Below are 15,295 nucleotides of genomic sequence, written 5' to 3'. Positions count from 1 at the left end.
GACATGTCAGCCGCAACTCCTAAAGGCGTGCTGATCACGCCAATCTTCAAGAACAACCCGATTGCGCTGCAGATCCTCGGGATCTGTTCGGCCCTCGCGGTGACCAGCAGCATGAGCGTGTCGCTGGTGATGGCGCTGGCGGTGATCGCGGTCACGGCGTTCTCCAACCTGTTCGTCTCGCTGATCCGCAATCATATCCCGTCCTCGATCCGCATCATCGTGCAGATGACCATCATCGCCTCGCTGGTGATCGTGGTCGACCAGGTGCTCAAGGCTTACGCCTATGAGATGTCCAAGCAGCTGTCGGTTTTCGTCGGCCTGATCATCACCAACTGCATCGTGATGGGCCGCGCCGAGGCCTTCGCCATGCAGAACGGGCCGATGCTGTCGTTCCTCGACGGCATCGGTAATGGCCTTGGCTATGGCGTCATCCTGATGATCGTCGGCTTCTTCCGTGAACTGCTCGGCTCCGGCAGCCTGTTCGGCATCACCGTGCTGACGCCGATCCAGGACGGTGGCTGGTACGTTCCGAACGGCCTGATGCTGCTGCCGCCCTCCGCGTTCTTCGTCATCGGTCTGTTCATCTGGGTGCTGCGCAGCGTTCAGCCGGAGCAGATCGAGGAGAACGAGTTCAAGATGAAGGAAAACACCCAGCCGAAGGAGGCCGTGTAAATGCTCGAACATTACCTCAGCCTGTTCATCTCGGCGGTCTTCGTCGAGAACATGGCCCTGGCCTTCTTCCTGGGGATGTGTACCTTCCTGGCGGTGTCCAAGAAGGTCTCCTCGGCCATCGGTCTGGGCGTCGCCGTGATCGCGGTACTGGCGATCACCGTGCCGGTCAATAACCTGATCCTGACCTACCTGCTCGAGGAAGGTGCGCTTTCCTGGACCGGGATTGCCGGGGCCGAGAACATCGACCTGTCGTTCCTGGGGCTTCTGAGCTATATCGGCGTCATCGCGGCGCTGGTGCAGATTCTCGAGATGTTTCTCGACAAGTTCGTGCCGGCACTCTACAACGCGCTGGGTGTCTTCCTGCCGCTGATCACCGTGAACTGCGCCATTCTCGGCGGCACGCTGTTCATGGTCGAGCGTAACTACAACTTCGGCGAGTCCGTTGTGTATGGCGCGGGCGCAGGCTTCGGCTGGGCATTGGCGATCGCGGCGCTGGCCGGGATTCGCGAGAAGCTCAAGTACAGCGACGTGCCGGCCGGCCTGCAGGGGCTGGGCATCACCTTCATCACCGTGGGTCTGATGTCGCTCGGCTTCATGTCCTTCTCCGGTATCCAGCTCTGAGGCGCGCCTCGGACAACGAACACCAATAGGAACCCGACATGGTTGATACAAATGTCATCTTGCTCGGCGTGGTCATGTTCACCGTGGTCGTTATCGGCCTGGTGGCGATCATCCTGGCCGCACGCAGCCGCCTCGTCAGCAGCGGCGATGTGACCATCGAGATCAACGGCGACCCCGAGCACACCCTGAGCACCCAGGCGGGCGGCAAGCTGCTGCAGACCCTGGCGGCCAACGGCATCTTCCTGTCCTCCGCCTGTGGCGGCGGCGGCTCCTGCGCCCAGTGCAAGTGCCGCGTGGCCGACGGCGGCGGGGCGATCCTGCCGACCGAAGAATCCGCCTTCACCATGCGCGAGAAGAAGGAAGGCTGGCGGCTTTCCTGCCAGGTGCCGGTGAAGCAGGACATGAAGATCGAGGTCCCGGAAGAGGTCTTCGGCGTCAAGCAGTGGGAATGCGAGGTCACCTCGAACCCCAACGTCGCGACCTTCATCAAGGAGCTCAACCTCAAGCTGCCCGAAGGCGAGGAAGTCGACTTCCGGGCCGGCGGCTATGTGCAGCTGGTGGCGCCGCCCTACGACATCAAGTTCTCCGACTTCGATATCGAGGAGGACTACCGGGGCGACTGGGAGAAGTTCGACCTGTTCAAGGTCTCCCACAAGAGCGACGAAGAGGTCATTCGCGCCTACTCGATGGCCAACTACCCGGAAGAGTATGGCCTGCTGAAGTTCAACATCCGTATTGCGACACCGCCTCCCGGCACCAGCCATCCGCCGGGCCTGATGTCCACCTACGTCTTCAACCTGAAACCGGGTGACAAGGTGCAGGTGATGGGGCCCTTCGGCGAGTTCTTCGCCAAGGACACCGATGCCGAGATGGTCTTCATCGGCGGCGGTGCCGGGATGGCGCCGATGCGCAGCCACATCTTCGACCAGCTCAAGCGCCTGAATTCCAAGCGCAAGATCTCCTTCTGGTACGGCGCGCGTTCCTGGCGCGAGACCTTCTACAACGAGGAATTCGACCAGCTGGCCGAGGAGAACGACAACTTCGAGTGGCACCTGGCCCTGTCGGATCCGCTGCCCGAAGACAACTGGGAAGGCCCCACCGGCTTCATCCACAATGTGTTGTACGAGAACTACCTCAAGGACCATCCGGCTCCCGAGGACTGCGAGTACTACATGTGTGGGCCGCCCATGATGAACGCCTCGGTGATCAAGATGCTGCTGGATATGGGCGTCGAACCCGAGAACATCGCACTGGACGATTTCGGCGGCTGATCAGCCTGGCACGATACGGCCCTTTGCGACGCAGGGCCGGCCCAGTGGGTCGGCCCTGTTGCCTTTTGAGGGCTGCTCCCTCGGCTGGCGACATGGCGATGACACGCCGCCAGCCGAGGTCGCAGCCACTGCGATATTCACTCACTCCCCAACGCCTGCGATCCTGCCGACTAAGCACCGCAGCCAAGGAGATCATCATGACGATCTGGTTTCTCGTTTTCGGTTTCATGCTGCTGGTAGTGGCCGCGATGGCCGTGGGTGTCATCCTCGGCCGAAAGCCGATTGCGGGCACCTGTGGCGGGCTCAACAATCTGGGCCTGAAGGAAGGCTGCGATATCTGCGGTGGTAACGACAAGGTCTGCGAGGAAGAGAGCAAGAAGGGCACCAGTGCCCGTCGGGCCAGTGACGAGAGCCGTGGCGCTGACCTGGGCTATGACGCCACACGCCGCTGAATCGCGATCGGCCGAACGGGACAGAGACGGGACCTACAACGCTAGGAGAAACGATGGCAGTTCATAATTACGATGTGGTGGTGATCGGTACCGGCCCCTCTGGAGAGAGCGCCGCCATCAACGCCGCCAAGCACGGCAAACGCGTGGCGGTGATCGAAAAGCAGCGTGCGGTGGGCGGCAACTGCACGCACTGGGGCACCATCCCGTCGAAGGCACTGCGTCACCAGGTCAAGCAGATCATGTCCTTCAACACCAATCGCATGTTCCGTGATATCGGCGAGCCGCGTTGGTTCTCGTTTCCGAAGGTACTGGAGCGTTCTCAGGTGACGATCGACCAGCAGGTCGAGATGCGCACCACCTTTTATGCCCGTAACCGCATCGATCTGTTCTTCGGCGTGGCACGTTTCAAGGATGAGCATACGCTACTGGTGCGCGACAACCAGGAGGGGATCGAGGAGCTCAACGCCCAGAAGATCGTCATCGCCACCGGCTCGCGCCCCTATCGCCCGGCGGACATCGACTTCCGCCACCCGCGCATCTATTGCTCTGACACTATCCTTGGCCTGTCGCACACGCCGCGGACCCTGATCATCTTCGGTGCTGGCGTTATCGGCAGCGAATATGCCTCGATCTTCTCTGGGCTTGGCGTCAAGGTCGACCTGATCGATTCCCGTGACCGACTGTTGTCTTTCCTCGATGATGAGATCAGCGATGCGCTGTCCTATCATCTGCGCCACCACGGCGCGCTGATTCGCCACAATGAGGACTACGAACGGGTCGAGGGGGACGAGTCCGGCGTGGTCGTACACCTGAAGTCCGGCAAGAAGCTGCGTGCCGATGCCTTCCTGTGGGCCAATGGCCGTACCGGCAACACGGATCAGCTGGGCCTCGAGAACATCGGCCTGGAGGCCAACGGCCGCGGTCAGCTGCAGGTCGACAACCACTATCGCACCACCACTCCGCACATCTATGCCGTAGGCGATGTGATCGGCTGGCCGAGCCTCGCCAGTGCCGCCTATGACCAAGGGCGTAACGCCAGCGATGACTTGCTCGATGAGGATTTCCGCTTCGTCGATGACGTACCGACCGGAATCTATACCATTCCCGAGATCAGCTCGGTAGGCAAGAACGAACGCGAGCTGACCGGCGCGAAGGTGCCCTATGAAGTGGCCCAGGCCTTCTTCAAGGATACCGCTCGTGCCCAGATCACCGGGGATACCGTGGGCATGCTGAAGATCCTCTTCCACCGCGAGACCCTCGAGATCCTCGGCATTCACTGCTTCGGTGACCAGGCCTCGGAGATCGTGCACATCGGTCAGGCGATCATGCAGCAGGAAGGCGAGGCCAATAACCTCAAGTATTTCATCAACACCACCTTCAACTACCCGACCATGGCCGAGGCCTACCGGGTGGCAGCGCAGAATGGTCTGAATCGACTGTTCTGAGTCACTGCCTGCAATAGTGCTGAGAGCCCGGCATTCTCAGATGGTCAGGCAATCGCCCCGGCATGCGTGCCGGGGCGTTTTCGTGTGAGGGGTGAGATACCTACGGAGGGGCTAGGCTAGGCCCTGGGAGTCTTACTCCCAGACCTGGTCACGCTCCTCCCAGAAGCTCCCCATGGTACGATCCTCGGTGATATCATACAGCGAGTAGCGGCGATTGAGGCGGGCACCGCCGTCACGTGTCAGCGGCTGCCAGCTGATATTGACGTCATCGCGGCTGTAGGTCGTGAAGAAGGCATCCAGCGGCAGGGTGATGTAGACGCCCTTGTCGAAGCTGCCTTCGCCGTAATCATCGCCGGCATCGGTGAAGGTGGCCCAGCCACCCATACGCACGCCGGACGCGAATTCCCTCGAGAAGTCGAAGGTCGCGCCGATGTCCTTGGCCAGATAGCGGCCCACGCTCACCTTGGCCAGTACGTCCTCGAAGTCGGTCTGCACGTAAGCGCTCAGGTGACCCGTCCAGGTCGAGTAATCGCGCAAACCAAATTGTTGATCAAAATCACGCTGGCGAACATAGTTCAGATCCATGCCGAGCGCCCAGTCGCTGTTGAAGGGGCGATACAGCATCTCACCGCCAGCCCCGGCATACATCATCTCCAGCAGGCCGCCATAGCCCATGGCGAACCAGTTCTTGCCGAGCTGCGACGTACGCGTGTATTGCAGGTTGGTGATGCCAACGGTGGACTCGGCCAGATAGTCCCCGATATAGGTGCGCACGCGGGGCAGGTCGGACTCGGCGATATAGTCGTAGTTGTCGAAGTTGTCGGCTACTGTCCAGCCTAGTGCGCCCGAGAACCAGCCATTGTCGTCAGTTTTCAGCTCGCCACTTGCCCGCAGGAGCAGCTGGTAGAGGTATCCATCCGGGCCGCCCAAATTCTGGTTGTAGCCAGGGCCGAGGTTATAGCGGAATCGCTCCTGAGTGGCCTCGAAGTCGGGGGGCTGTGAGCTTATCTGTCGCGGAAGCTGAGCGTATATGCTGTGGTGGTAGCGGGACTCCTGCTCCGCATTCACCAGAGCAGCGACGAAAGCGGCACGAGGATGGACATCGTCACGCAGATCGAGCCCAAGCTCCTGCCATCGATAGCGGAAGGTGTTGATCTGCGGCGGGGCGTACCGATGGAGGATGCGATTGGCGCGCCCGGCGGTTTGCGCCAATGAGCGATACTTGATTGGCGTGGCCTCAATGAGCAGAGTATCGCCATTGAGGTGAATACCATTGACCCGAATACCAGCGTTGTCTTCCAGTTGCTGGCTGACGTCTTGCCAGTTGACCTCAGCTTCATCTCTAGGCACGCCATCGATGGTGGTCTCGCCGTAGGTGGCGGCGATCGTCTGGGGCGCTGGCGATTCAGAATTCGCTGCATCGTTGTTGTCAGCCGGGGTCGTGGCCAATGGGGCCGGCGAGGATAACGTGTCGGCGATCGATAGCGGCCGGGTGTCGCGCTTGACCTGGCTCAGGCCGGCCAGGTCGGCATTCAGGGTGATGCCGGTCATCAGGGTGTTACCGCGCTGCCAGGCGGTACTCAGGGTCAGGTTGTCGTTGATGTGATAGCGCGCGCCGATATTGACGGGCGAGTCCTGCTCGATGGGAGAGGTGGCCGGCTCATTCTGATAGTTGTTGCCTTCGTACTCGAGCTGCAGAATCAGAGGATCCCAGGGTGTCTGGTACTCGGCTCCGGCGAAGACCGCCGCGGGCCCTCTGAACAGCTGATTCAAGGCGAACTCACCGCCCTGGTCGCCACCGGCATCGTCGGGGCGCGTCTCGAAGCGGTCATCCAGTACTGACAATGGCGAGTCCATGTCGCCGCGTGTCCCCAGATACCCCCACCCGAGGCCCAGGCTAAGGTCGAGGTCGTACCAGCGCTTGCTGGCGACCAGGTATTCGGCACCGAACAGCGAGGTGCCGCCGGCGTCCCGCAGGCCGACAGCGATTTCGGGTAGATAACGACTCTCGCGCCACAGACGAAACTTGCCATCCAGCCCCTTGTCCAGGTAATCCCGGCTGCCGGCTATCGATTCGCCATACAGGCGGTCCTCGATCTCTGAGTAGTGAAAGGTGAACTCGAACCAGTCGGTGGGCTGCAGGCTGATGCTATAGCGCCGGTAAGGAGCAACACGGTTATAGGTGAAGGAAAAATTGCCCAGCGGCGCCATGCGCGCGGTCGGCGTCTGCATCAGACCGATTCCACCGAAATCGGATTGGCTTCCACCCAGTAGGTGACTGCTCTCCAATGACGGATAATGTGTGTCTAGGGCGTGATTCTCCCCATTCACGGAGAGAGAGGCTGCCGTCGCGGGTAATGTCATCGAGGCCATCATCACGGCAAGTGTCAGTCGTGAAGGCGGCAAGTGTGCGGGAACACGCCTTACGGCCATTGAGGTCGAGGCCAGGGCACTCGATGAGGGGCATCGAGAGACGGCGAATCCGACGGCTTCGACAGCAGAAAGAGGGTACATCATGGTGAAGCGGCGCCCTTGGCAGTCTCGAGGGGGGAGAACGAGTAAAGTACGCAATCATCGCCTGGCAGTCGTGTCGCTAGGAACCGAGGCAGTGTCTGATTGATCCAGCGAGCCCCGATGGTCGTCGATGACAGCGGCAACACGACACGGCTGCCTGCCGTCAGCTCGACCGACTCATGGTTGTAGGCCGCAATACCCACGCTGTTCACTTGACCAAGTGGTGACACGCGCCATGCCGTATCGGATGCGATGGAAAGCCCCGGCAACCGGTCCTTCAGTGTATCTATTGCGTTCGGTACGGTCATGCCTGGCTGGAAAGGCAGGCGAGTGACGCCCTGTGCATGCCATACCTCTGTCCAGTTCGGTGGCCGGCAGTGACCGAAGTGCTCCAGCGTTGCAAGGGCGGGATTGTGGCGAGGGCGGGCGATCAGTGATGTTGGGTCGGCACGCCCCGGGGTGCGGGCCAGCCGGCCATCGGAATATTTCTCAAGCTGTCCATGCCAGACCTCCAGTCCAGCCACTTCATAGGTCTCGGCGTGATCAAGGAACTTCGGTGCGCTTCTTAAGGCATCAAGCTCTGCCAGTAGCCGCCTCGCAGTGAACTGCTGAGGTTGTCGATCTTCCTGCCGCAGCATAAATGCATAGCCGGGCGCAGGCGGTTGCTCGGGTTCTTTTAGCCAGGCATCGCGTAGCGTACCTGTTAGGTCGCTGAACTGATGGACTCTGATGGAGTACGCTGAGTCGGTTGTTGCGGGTTCGATGAAGGCATGACGTTCCCGTGACTCATTGGCCCAGGCGGGATTCGCCAAGCATATGGAGCTTGCCGCCGACAGTGCTGCTAGCGATAGCATCGCGAGGGCATGGCGAGAAAATAGGGGTCTAGGCATTGCGACTCGTTATGTTAGCGCCCGGCATGGCGGATAATGATGATAGGGCAACAGGAATAGCGGATGCGTTGGGCCTAGCCGCTCCACCAGGGGCGAGCCACTTGCCACCGAATCGGTTCGGCGTCAGGCCAGGGTTGTACATCACCCGCCCAGATGTGGCCTGTCGAGGGGAGGCGCCATAGTGTGTTCTCTGAACTGGCGCCGCGATCCCACTCAATATGCTCGTGACAGCGTTCGAGCGATAGCGTTGTCAGTGGCAGTTCAAACGGTGCTGGCGAGGAGCAGCTGGCCGTCCGGATGCCCCGAGCATGGTGATCGAGGCCTTGGGCATCCTGCCAATGGACCTCGACAACTGAGGGGGTAGGCTGATCCATGGTGAATCGATAGCTCAGCAAGTTTTCTTCGAGCCCCGCCGTCGCGAAGGGGCGACCGTTGCTGAAGGCAAGTGTCGCTTCATCCCCGGCTTGCCAATAGGTGTGTTCGCCTTGAGCGCCGCCTTGATAGGCCATGACCAGCAGGCCGCGATTGCCGCGCACGTCCACTGCTATAGAGGCATGGGGGAGGGCGCCTGCCTGAGCGGAGAGATCCGTTTCATCAGGGCCCAAATAGATGCCCAAGGTGTCGCTCATGGGTGTCGTGCCGCCACCCTGAGTGCAGGAAGTTAGTAACAAGCACAACGAGACCGCCCGGAGGCGGCCTCGCTGGTCTTCCCATAACGGTATCATCAGTTGGCACCGGTGGTGTCAGAGGTGACGCTGTCATCGGTGAGGGCGGCGGCTATGCCACCAGTGCCTGAAGCACCACCCGCATCGCCCCCAGTGTTGGCGCCTGCAGCCGTGGTGCTTTGTGCCATGACCAGCGGTGAAGATAGCAGGCCGGAAATTGCGGCTAGCGCCATGATTTTCTTCAACATTGAGTGTCCTCGTTATTAGAATCCTTGATCACCTGGTCGTGTTCCAAATAGCAGACAGCACTTGCTTATCATGTAACTAGCACCTAAATATTAGTAAGAAGTAGGAGTGCGTCAAATACCGTAGCCTTTGTATGAATTTTCCTGCAAAAAGCAGGGTTGTTAGGCGGCTTATCTTATGGCTGTTTTCGTTCCATCGTTGCGAACGTTGGTATCAATCAAGATCAGGAGACGTTGATAATGTTACGAAAAGTTGTTGAGGATGGGTGCTGAGGAAAAATTCGTGCCAGTGATGAGTGCTATTGAATATAAAGATATTATGAGGCCATACACAGAACACCGCTCGGACAAGGATGAAGTTCTATGAATTGCTACGGTTTGGGCAAGAGGTTGTCGTTGTTGGTCACGATAGTGTCTTTGAGCGGCTGCGCCTGGGCGCCGGGCAGTCACTTAGACTACGAGATCGATACCGCTCCCAGCGATGACCTAGTCGATATCCAACCCATCACCCCCGGCTTGGTGGCTGCGTACCGAGAGGCGATGAGCCAGCAGGCGGCGCCTCAATCACCCGAGCTTGCTGCCGCGATAGACGGCTATGTCTACAGGGTTGGCAAGGGCGACATCCTCGATATCATCGTCTATGACCATCCTGAGCTGACCATCCCGGCGGGCTCCGATCGCAGTGCTGCTGAGGCCGGTAACCAGGTGCGTAGTGACGGTACGATCTTTTACCCCTACATCGGGCAGGTCGATGTGTTGGGCAAGACCTTGGATGATATCCGTCGAGTGCTCACGAGGCGCCTGGCAGCTTACATCGCGGAGCCGCAGGTCGACGTCAGGGTCGCTGCCTTCCGGTCCAAGAAAGTCTACGTAAGCGGGGCTGTGGCACAACCAGGGGCGCTTCCAATTACCGATGTCCCGATGACCATTCCTGATGCCATCAGTCAGGCTGGTGGCGCTACCCAGGAAGCCAATTGGCATCGTGCCATCTTGACCCGTGAGGGCCAGGAAATGCCGCTGTCGCTCTACGGTTTGTTGCGTAAAGGTGATCAGAGGCAGAATCATTTGCTCCGGGACGGTGATGTATTACATGTTTCTAGTGCCGAGAATCAGACGGTCGCCGTCATGGGGCAAGTGATTCGGCCTGGTAATTTCGCTCTCGGTAATGAGCGCCTGTCGCTGACTGATGCTATATCGCGCGCCGGCGGTATTAACGAGGCAAGCGCCGAGGCTTCGGGTATCTTCGTGGTGCGAAGCGAATCTCCTAAGAGCAATCGCCTGGCAACGGTCTATCAGTTGGATGTCAGCAATGCCGCTGCATTCACTCTAGGGCAGCGCTTTATTCTCGAACCCCGAGATATCATCTATGTCACCACAGCGCCGGTGGCGCGCTGGAATCGTGTGATCAGTCTTTTGCTGCCTTCCGTCGCCTTGCCGGGAACCGTTGCGGATACGTCCAGCGATGTCAGGGATCTTTAACCTTGTTCGAGAAGATTATGGTGGTGTGCATTGGCAATATATGCCGCAGTCCTGTAGCCGAAGCCATGCTCACACAGCGCTTACCGGGCAAGGTGATTACCTCGGCAGGCTTAGGTGCTCTTGTGGGGCGGGGTGTCGAGCCGATCGCCAGGAAATTGGCGGAAGCGGATGGGCTGGATGTGGGCGAGCATGTGGCGCGTCAGGTTAGTCGTGAGCTGCTTCGGCAGGTCGACCTAGTATTGGTGATGAGTGACGGCCAGCGACACGCGATAGGAGAAATGTCGCCGGCGGCGCTGGGGAAGACCATGCTGCTCGGGCACTGGCTTGAGCGTGACATCAAGGAGATTCCAGATCCATACCGTAAGAGCGAGGAAGTCTTTGAGTTTGTTCACCGCCGTTTGGTCCTTGCGGCCGACACTTGGGCCAAGAAGCTCTGAATGTCCTTGATGGTGTCAGGCGCCGCCTCGCTATCAAAGCATTCATCGCATTGTTGTCATTGCTCCCTCCGCTGGTGCTGAAATGTCTCAATCCTCTGTTACACCATCTGCCGATGATGAGATTGACCTGAGTCGCCTGTTTGGCCTCTTGATCGATCACAAGTGGTGGATTGCTATGATCACGCTGAGCATCACCCTGATAGGGGGCTCCTATGCATTATTGGCGACGCCTGTTTATCGTGCCGAGACGCTGGTACAGATCGAGGATAGGGCGGGGTCGATGAACCCGCTCTCGGATGTCACCAATATGTTAGGCAGCGAGCCTCCCTCCCAGGCCGAGATCGAAATTATTCGCTCTCGCATGGTGCTGGGAAAGGCGGTAGATTTGCTCAATCTCGACCTGAAGGTTAAGCCGCATCGACTGCCGGTGATAGGTGACTTCCTGGTGCGTCGCGGCATCGAGCGGCCCGGCTTTGCTCAGGGGTGGGATAGTGTCTGGGCGGATGAAGGCATTTCCGTGACCGAGATGCCGTTGACCGACGAGATGCGAGGTGAGGTCTTCGAGTTGGAGGTGCTGAACGACACTCAATATGCGCTCTACCTGGAAGGCAAGCGTCTCGGAGAGGGATTAGTAGGGGAGCTTTCATCTTTTTCCAATGGCGATGTGGCGCTTCGCGTTGGTGCTATACAGGCAGCGGCGGGTGCTCGATTCGATGTCTTCCGCATAACACGAATGCGCGAGTTCGTCAGCCTGCGTGATCGCCTCTCGATCAGTGAGCAGGGCCACAACACTGGCATTCTGCATTGGTCGCTTGAAGGGACTAACCCTGAAGCGCTCAAGCGTATTCTGAACACGGTGGCGGATATGTACGTATCACAGAATATGCGCCGCCAATCCGAGGAGGTGCGCAAGAGCCTTGAATTCCTCAAGGGGCAGATGCCGAAGGTGCGCCAAGAACTGCGCCAGTCAGAGAACAACCTAAACCGCTATCGCTCTCAGCAGGAAAGCGTCGATGTGTCGCTGGAGACTAAGGCGGTTCTGGAGCGCTTGGTGAATCTCGAGAGCCAGCTCAACGAACTCGAATTGTTGGAGTCGGAGATTTCGCGCCGCTTTACCCCCAGTCATCCGACCTATTCGGCCTTGCTAGATAAGAGGGCTCAACTCGAGCGTGAACGCGTCAAACTGGGGCAGCAGGTCAACACCTTACCTGAGACACAGCAAGAAATTCTAAGATTTTCTCGCGACGTCAAGGTGGGCCAGGAAATCTACGTTCAGCTGCGCAACAAGGTGCAGGAAATGGAGATCGCGGTGGCCAGTACTATCGGTAACGTGCGTATTCTCGATGATGCTGAAGTATTGCCTGGCACTGTCGCACCTAAGCGTCCGCTGATCGTGGTGCTGGCGACCCTGCTGGGCGGCATGCTCTCAGTCGGGCTGGTGCTGGTGCGTGGGCTGCTCAAACGAGGCGTAGAGGCGCCCGAGCAGTTGGAAGAGCTGGGGCTGAATGTGTATACCACTGTCCCCTTGTCTGAAGAGCAGGGCAAGTTGTCGCGGCGCATCAAGCGCAAGCAAGACAAGCAAGGACAGAGTGTCTCCACCGACGTACTAGCGGGGCGGGCACCGGCGGATCTGTCTATCGAGGCACTGCGAGGGCTTCGAACCAGCCTGCATTTCGCGATGCTTGAGGCTAAGGACAACCGATTGGTCATCACTGGGCCTAGTCCCGGCATCGGCAAGAGCTTTGTCAGTACCAATCTGGGCGCGGTGTGCGCTCAAGGCGGGCAGAGCGTGCTTATCGTGGACGCCGATATGCGGAAGGGGCACGTTCACACGGCATTCGGTGGGCTGAGCGAGGGGGGGTTATCCGAGTTGATCTCGGGCAAGTGTTCTCTCGATGAGGTGATTCGTAGCAGCCAGGTACCAGGACTCAGCTACATTTCGCGAGGCATGCTACCTCCGAACCCGGCCGAACTGCTGATGCATGCCGCCTTCAGTGACGTACTCGCAGAGGTGAGCGAACGATACGATCTGATCATCATCGATACCCCGCCGGTGCTAGCGGTTACGGATCCTGCGATTGTGGCTAGTCAATGTGGCACAACCCTAATGGTGGCACGTTTCCAGCTGAACCCGCCCAAGGAAGTGGAAGTTGCTCGGCAGCGGCTGGCGGACAATGGGGTGGTGGTCAAGGGCTGTGTACTCAACGCCGTCGAGCGCAAGGCGGCGGCCAGCGCTGAATACGGATATTACAACTATGTCTATAAGTGATTGACGTCACAAGTGTCTGTCTCCGATTAGCGACCCATTGGGATACCTTTTCTCACCATGGCCGCATAGAGCTTCGTGGATAATGCGGATACAATGTGGGCCTTGCGGCAGAGCTGCACAAGCCATGATGAAACAAAGGGTTAGGGACCATACCCAGGGAATCCCCGGGCGGTAGCGTGCCTGCTTGCCGTGATGGTGAAAAACTAATCAACGAGTATTCGATGTGACGACTGATCAGCAGACCACTCACGACGACGAAATTTCCCTGGTTGACCTGGCGGCCGTGCTGGTGCGCCGGTGGAAGGCTATGGCTGCCATATTTGCTGTGGTGGTGTTGGGCGCTCTGGCCTTCGTGTTTACCTTGACGCCAACTTATACATACACATCGGTTTATGAGGTAGCCGAGCAATCGCCGGTAGGGGAGGGCAACACCGAACGTGCCTTGGAATCCGCGCCGACTGTGATTGCCAAGACACAGAGCTTGTATGTGGCACCCACGACACGCGAGATGCTTGAGCAGGAGGGGATGGAGTCACTGCCGTTTTCTGTCGAGCTGTCATCTCCGGAAGATACTCAGCTGGTGAAAATTACCTCAGAGGCCTCTGAAAATTCAGCGTCTCTGGTGAAGGTAATGCATGGTGCGCTTCTGGAGCGCATCTTGAGTGACCAGCAAGCGCTGGTAGACCGTCAGCGCACCACGCTGTCCAATCGACTGGAAAGCTTGCAGGCCGCCCTGACTACAGCCGAGAAATCAAACAGTGCCGGCGCAGCAGAGTTGATGGCGGGTTACATCGAGCAGATCGGCCTAACGAAGGATCGCCTAGACTTGCTGAAAGATGGGCGTGTGGCACAGAGCGCGGTGCAGAGCCTTGAGAAAGCGGGCACGAGTCGGTCGCTGATCATGGCCTTGGCCCTGGTGTTGGGTGGCATGCTGGCCGTGATGGGGGTGTTTCTCATGCAGTTTGCAGGACTTGTTTGTAACAGCCTCAATGAGAAAGAATCCTAAGAGTTTTGATAACCGCCCTTATCGGTGGTGGTCAATAAAATTAGTAGGTTACGGACGACGCCTCACAGAAATGTGGGGCTTTGTCGTAAAAATGTGGCTGATTCAGCGAAACGCTAAAGCTCACAAAAATGTGAAGTGTCGCAGGTACCTGCTCACATTTTTGTGGTTTTTTTATTAGCCAAGCAGCATTTTTAATAAATAGGAAAGCTATGAAGTTATTGGTTACTGGTGGCGCGGGCTTCATCGGCTCAGCAGTGATTCGCCATATCATCGCTAACACCGGCGACAGCGTGGTAAACGTCGATAAGCTGACCTACGCCGGAAATTTGGAATCGCTGGCCGAGGTCAGCGACAGTGAGCGCTACGCATTTGAACAGGTGGATATCTGCGACCGAAATGAGCTTGAGAGGGTGTTCAATGAGCACCAGCCAGATGCGGTGATGCACCTGGCAGCTGAGAGTCATGTCGACCGCTCCATCGATGGCCCGGCAGCGTTCATCGAAACCAATATCATTGGCACCTACACCTTGCTGGAAGTGACACGCTCCTACTGGAACAACCTGGATAGTAAAGGTAAGCAAGCCTTCCGCTTCCACCATATCTCCACCGATGAGGTGTATGGCGACCTGGAAGGACCAGTAGGGCTGTTTACCGAAGAAACCTCCTATGCCCCCAGCTCGCCATATTCCGCTAGTAAGGCCAGCTCGGATCACTTGGTCCGTGCTTGGCAGCGCACCTATGGCCTGCCCACGCTGATCACCAACTGTTCCAACAACTACGGGCCCTACCACTTCCCCGAGAAGCTGATTCCGCTGATCATTCTTAACGCCCTGGAAGGCAAGGCACTGCCGGTATACGGCAAAGGTGAGCAAGTTCGCGACTGGCTTTATGTGGAAGACCACGCCCGGGCGCTCTACAAGGTGGTTACGGAAGGCCAAGTAGGAGAGACCTACAACATCGGCGGCCACAACGAGATGCAGAACATCGAGGTGGTACGCACAATCTGCGCCCTGCTTGATGAGATGGCACCCTCACAGCATTCGCCCTACACCAACTTGATCACTCATGTGGCGGATCGGCCTGGTCACGACCTGCGCTACGCGATCGACGCAAACAAGATCGAGCGTCAGCTTGGCTGGCGTCCTGAGGAAACGTTCGAAAGTGGTATTCGTAAGACCGTTCAATGGTATCTGAATAACCAAGAATGGTGTCGCCGGGTGCAGGATGGTAGCTACCAGCGTGAACGCTTAGGTGTCACCACAGCTTAAAAATTATCGGAGCGCAGCTTCTTCACTGTGAGAAGCATCACGCAGCCATCGCAGATTCAGA

At 58.4% G+C, this 15,295-nt stretch carries 14 protein-coding genes; 10 read left to right on the top strand and 4 right to left on the bottom strand.

Annotated elements, in window-relative coordinates:
• Positions 1 to 3 precede the first annotated feature (3 nt).
• The 5 genes from IEJ03_RS08670 to sthA all read left to right on the top strand — a co-directional run bounded on the left by IEJ03_RS08670 (position 4) and on the right by sthA (position 4,461).
• On the top strand, positions 4 to 672 hold the full coding sequence (locus tag IEJ03_RS08670) for an NADH:ubiquinone reductase (Na(+)-transporting) subunit D (RefSeq protein WP_192034485.1): 669 nt from the start codon (positions 4 to 6) through the stop codon (positions 670 to 672).
• Positions 673 to 1,293, top strand: coding sequence for an NADH:ubiquinone reductase (Na(+)-transporting) subunit E (gene nqrE, locus IEJ03_RS08665; protein WP_192034484.1), 621 nt, complete (start codon positions 673 to 675; stop codon positions 1,291 to 1,293). It begins immediately after the preceding gene.
• A 38-nt stretch (positions 1,294 to 1,331) separates the two neighbouring features.
• The gene (gene nqrF / locus IEJ03_RS08660; protein ID WP_192034483.1) at positions 1,332 to 2,564 is read left to right on the top strand and encodes an NADH:ubiquinone reductase (Na(+)-transporting) subunit F; all 1,233 of its coding nucleotides are present in this window, start codon (positions 1,332 to 1,334) and stop codon (positions 2,562 to 2,564) included.
• Positions 2,565 to 2,761: 197 nt separating this feature from the next.
• Positions 2,762 to 3,016 carry a (Na+)-NQR maturation NqrM gene (nqrM, locus tag IEJ03_RS08655; RefSeq protein ID WP_192034482.1) on the top strand — a complete coding sequence of 85 codons (255 nt, stop codon included), beginning with the start codon at positions 2,762 to 2,764 and terminating at the stop codon, positions 3,014 to 3,016.
• Positions 3,017 to 3,069: 53 nt separating this feature from the next.
• A complete protein-coding gene (gene sthA / locus IEJ03_RS08650; protein ID WP_192034481.1) occupies positions 3,070 to 4,461 on the top strand; it encodes a Si-specific NAD(P)(+) transhydrogenase in 1,392 nt (463 codons plus the stop codon).
• 132 nt (positions 4,462 to 4,593) lie between these two features.
• On the opposite strand, the gene IEJ03_RS08645 is transcribed toward sthA, so the two are convergent.
• The 4 genes from IEJ03_RS08645 to IEJ03_RS08630 form a co-directional block, all read right to left on the bottom strand.
• Positions 4,594 to 6,792 carry a YjbH domain-containing protein gene (locus IEJ03_RS08645; protein WP_277950352.1) on the bottom strand — a complete coding sequence of 733 codons (2,199 nt, stop codon included), beginning with the start codon at positions 6,790 to 6,792 and terminating at the stop codon, positions 4,594 to 4,596.
• Between the two features lie 182 nt (positions 6,793 to 6,974).
• Positions 6,975 to 7,787 (bottom strand): capsule biosynthesis GfcC family protein, encoded by an 813-nt coding sequence (locus tag IEJ03_RS08640; RefSeq protein ID WP_192034479.1) that lies wholly within the window; start codon positions 7,785 to 7,787, stop codon positions 6,975 to 6,977.
• Positions 7,788 to 7,939: 152 nt separating this feature from the next.
• Positions 7,940 to 8,494: a YjbF family lipoprotein gene (locus tag IEJ03_RS08635; RefSeq protein ID WP_192034478.1), complete on the bottom strand. Its 555-nt coding sequence runs from the start codon at positions 8,492 to 8,494 to the stop codon at positions 7,940 to 7,942.
• A gap of 95 nt (positions 8,495 to 8,589) precedes the next feature.
• On the bottom strand, positions 8,590 to 8,778 hold the full coding sequence (locus IEJ03_RS08630; RefSeq protein ID WP_192034477.1) for a hypothetical protein: 189 nt from the start codon (positions 8,776 to 8,778) through the stop codon (positions 8,590 to 8,592).
• Positions 8,779 to 9,138: 360 nt separating this feature from the next.
• Here IEJ03_RS08630 and IEJ03_RS08625 point away from each other — a divergent pair, with 360 nt between their 5' ends.
• From IEJ03_RS08625 to rfbB, 5 genes are all read left to right on the top strand, one after another.
• Positions 9,139 to 10,254, top strand: coding sequence for a polysaccharide export protein (locus IEJ03_RS08625; RefSeq protein WP_192034476.1), 1,116 nt, complete (start codon positions 9,139 to 9,141; stop codon positions 10,252 to 10,254).
• A gap of 2 nt (positions 10,255 to 10,256) precedes the next feature.
• A complete protein-coding gene (locus IEJ03_RS08620; protein WP_192034475.1) occupies positions 10,257 to 10,691 on the top strand; it encodes a low molecular weight protein-tyrosine-phosphatase in 435 nt (144 codons plus the stop codon).
• An 82-nt stretch (positions 10,692 to 10,773) separates the two neighbouring features.
• Positions 10,774 to 12,960: a polysaccharide biosynthesis tyrosine autokinase gene (locus IEJ03_RS08615; protein ID WP_192034474.1), complete on the top strand. Its 2,187-nt coding sequence runs from the start codon at positions 10,774 to 10,776 to the stop codon at positions 12,958 to 12,960.
• A gap of 223 nt (positions 12,961 to 13,183) precedes the next feature.
• Positions 13,184 to 13,966 (top strand): Wzz/FepE/Etk N-terminal domain-containing protein, encoded by a 783-nt coding sequence (locus IEJ03_RS08610; RefSeq protein WP_192034473.1) that lies wholly within the window; start codon positions 13,184 to 13,186, stop codon positions 13,964 to 13,966.
• A 209-nt stretch (positions 13,967 to 14,175) separates the two neighbouring features.
• Positions 14,176 to 15,234, top strand: coding sequence for a dTDP-glucose 4,6-dehydratase (gene rfbB / locus IEJ03_RS08605; RefSeq protein WP_192034472.1), 1,059 nt, complete (start codon positions 14,176 to 14,178; stop codon positions 15,232 to 15,234).
• Positions 15,235 to 15,295: the final 61 nt, after the last annotated feature.

It is taken from the genome of Halomonas sp. YLGW01, assembly GCF_014840935.1.
GTDB lineage: Bacteria > Pseudomonadota > Gammaproteobacteria > Pseudomonadales > Halomonadaceae > Onishia.
The sequence above is the reverse complement of the archived record's forward strand: the minus strand, read 5'-3'. Positions and strand labels throughout refer to the sequence as shown.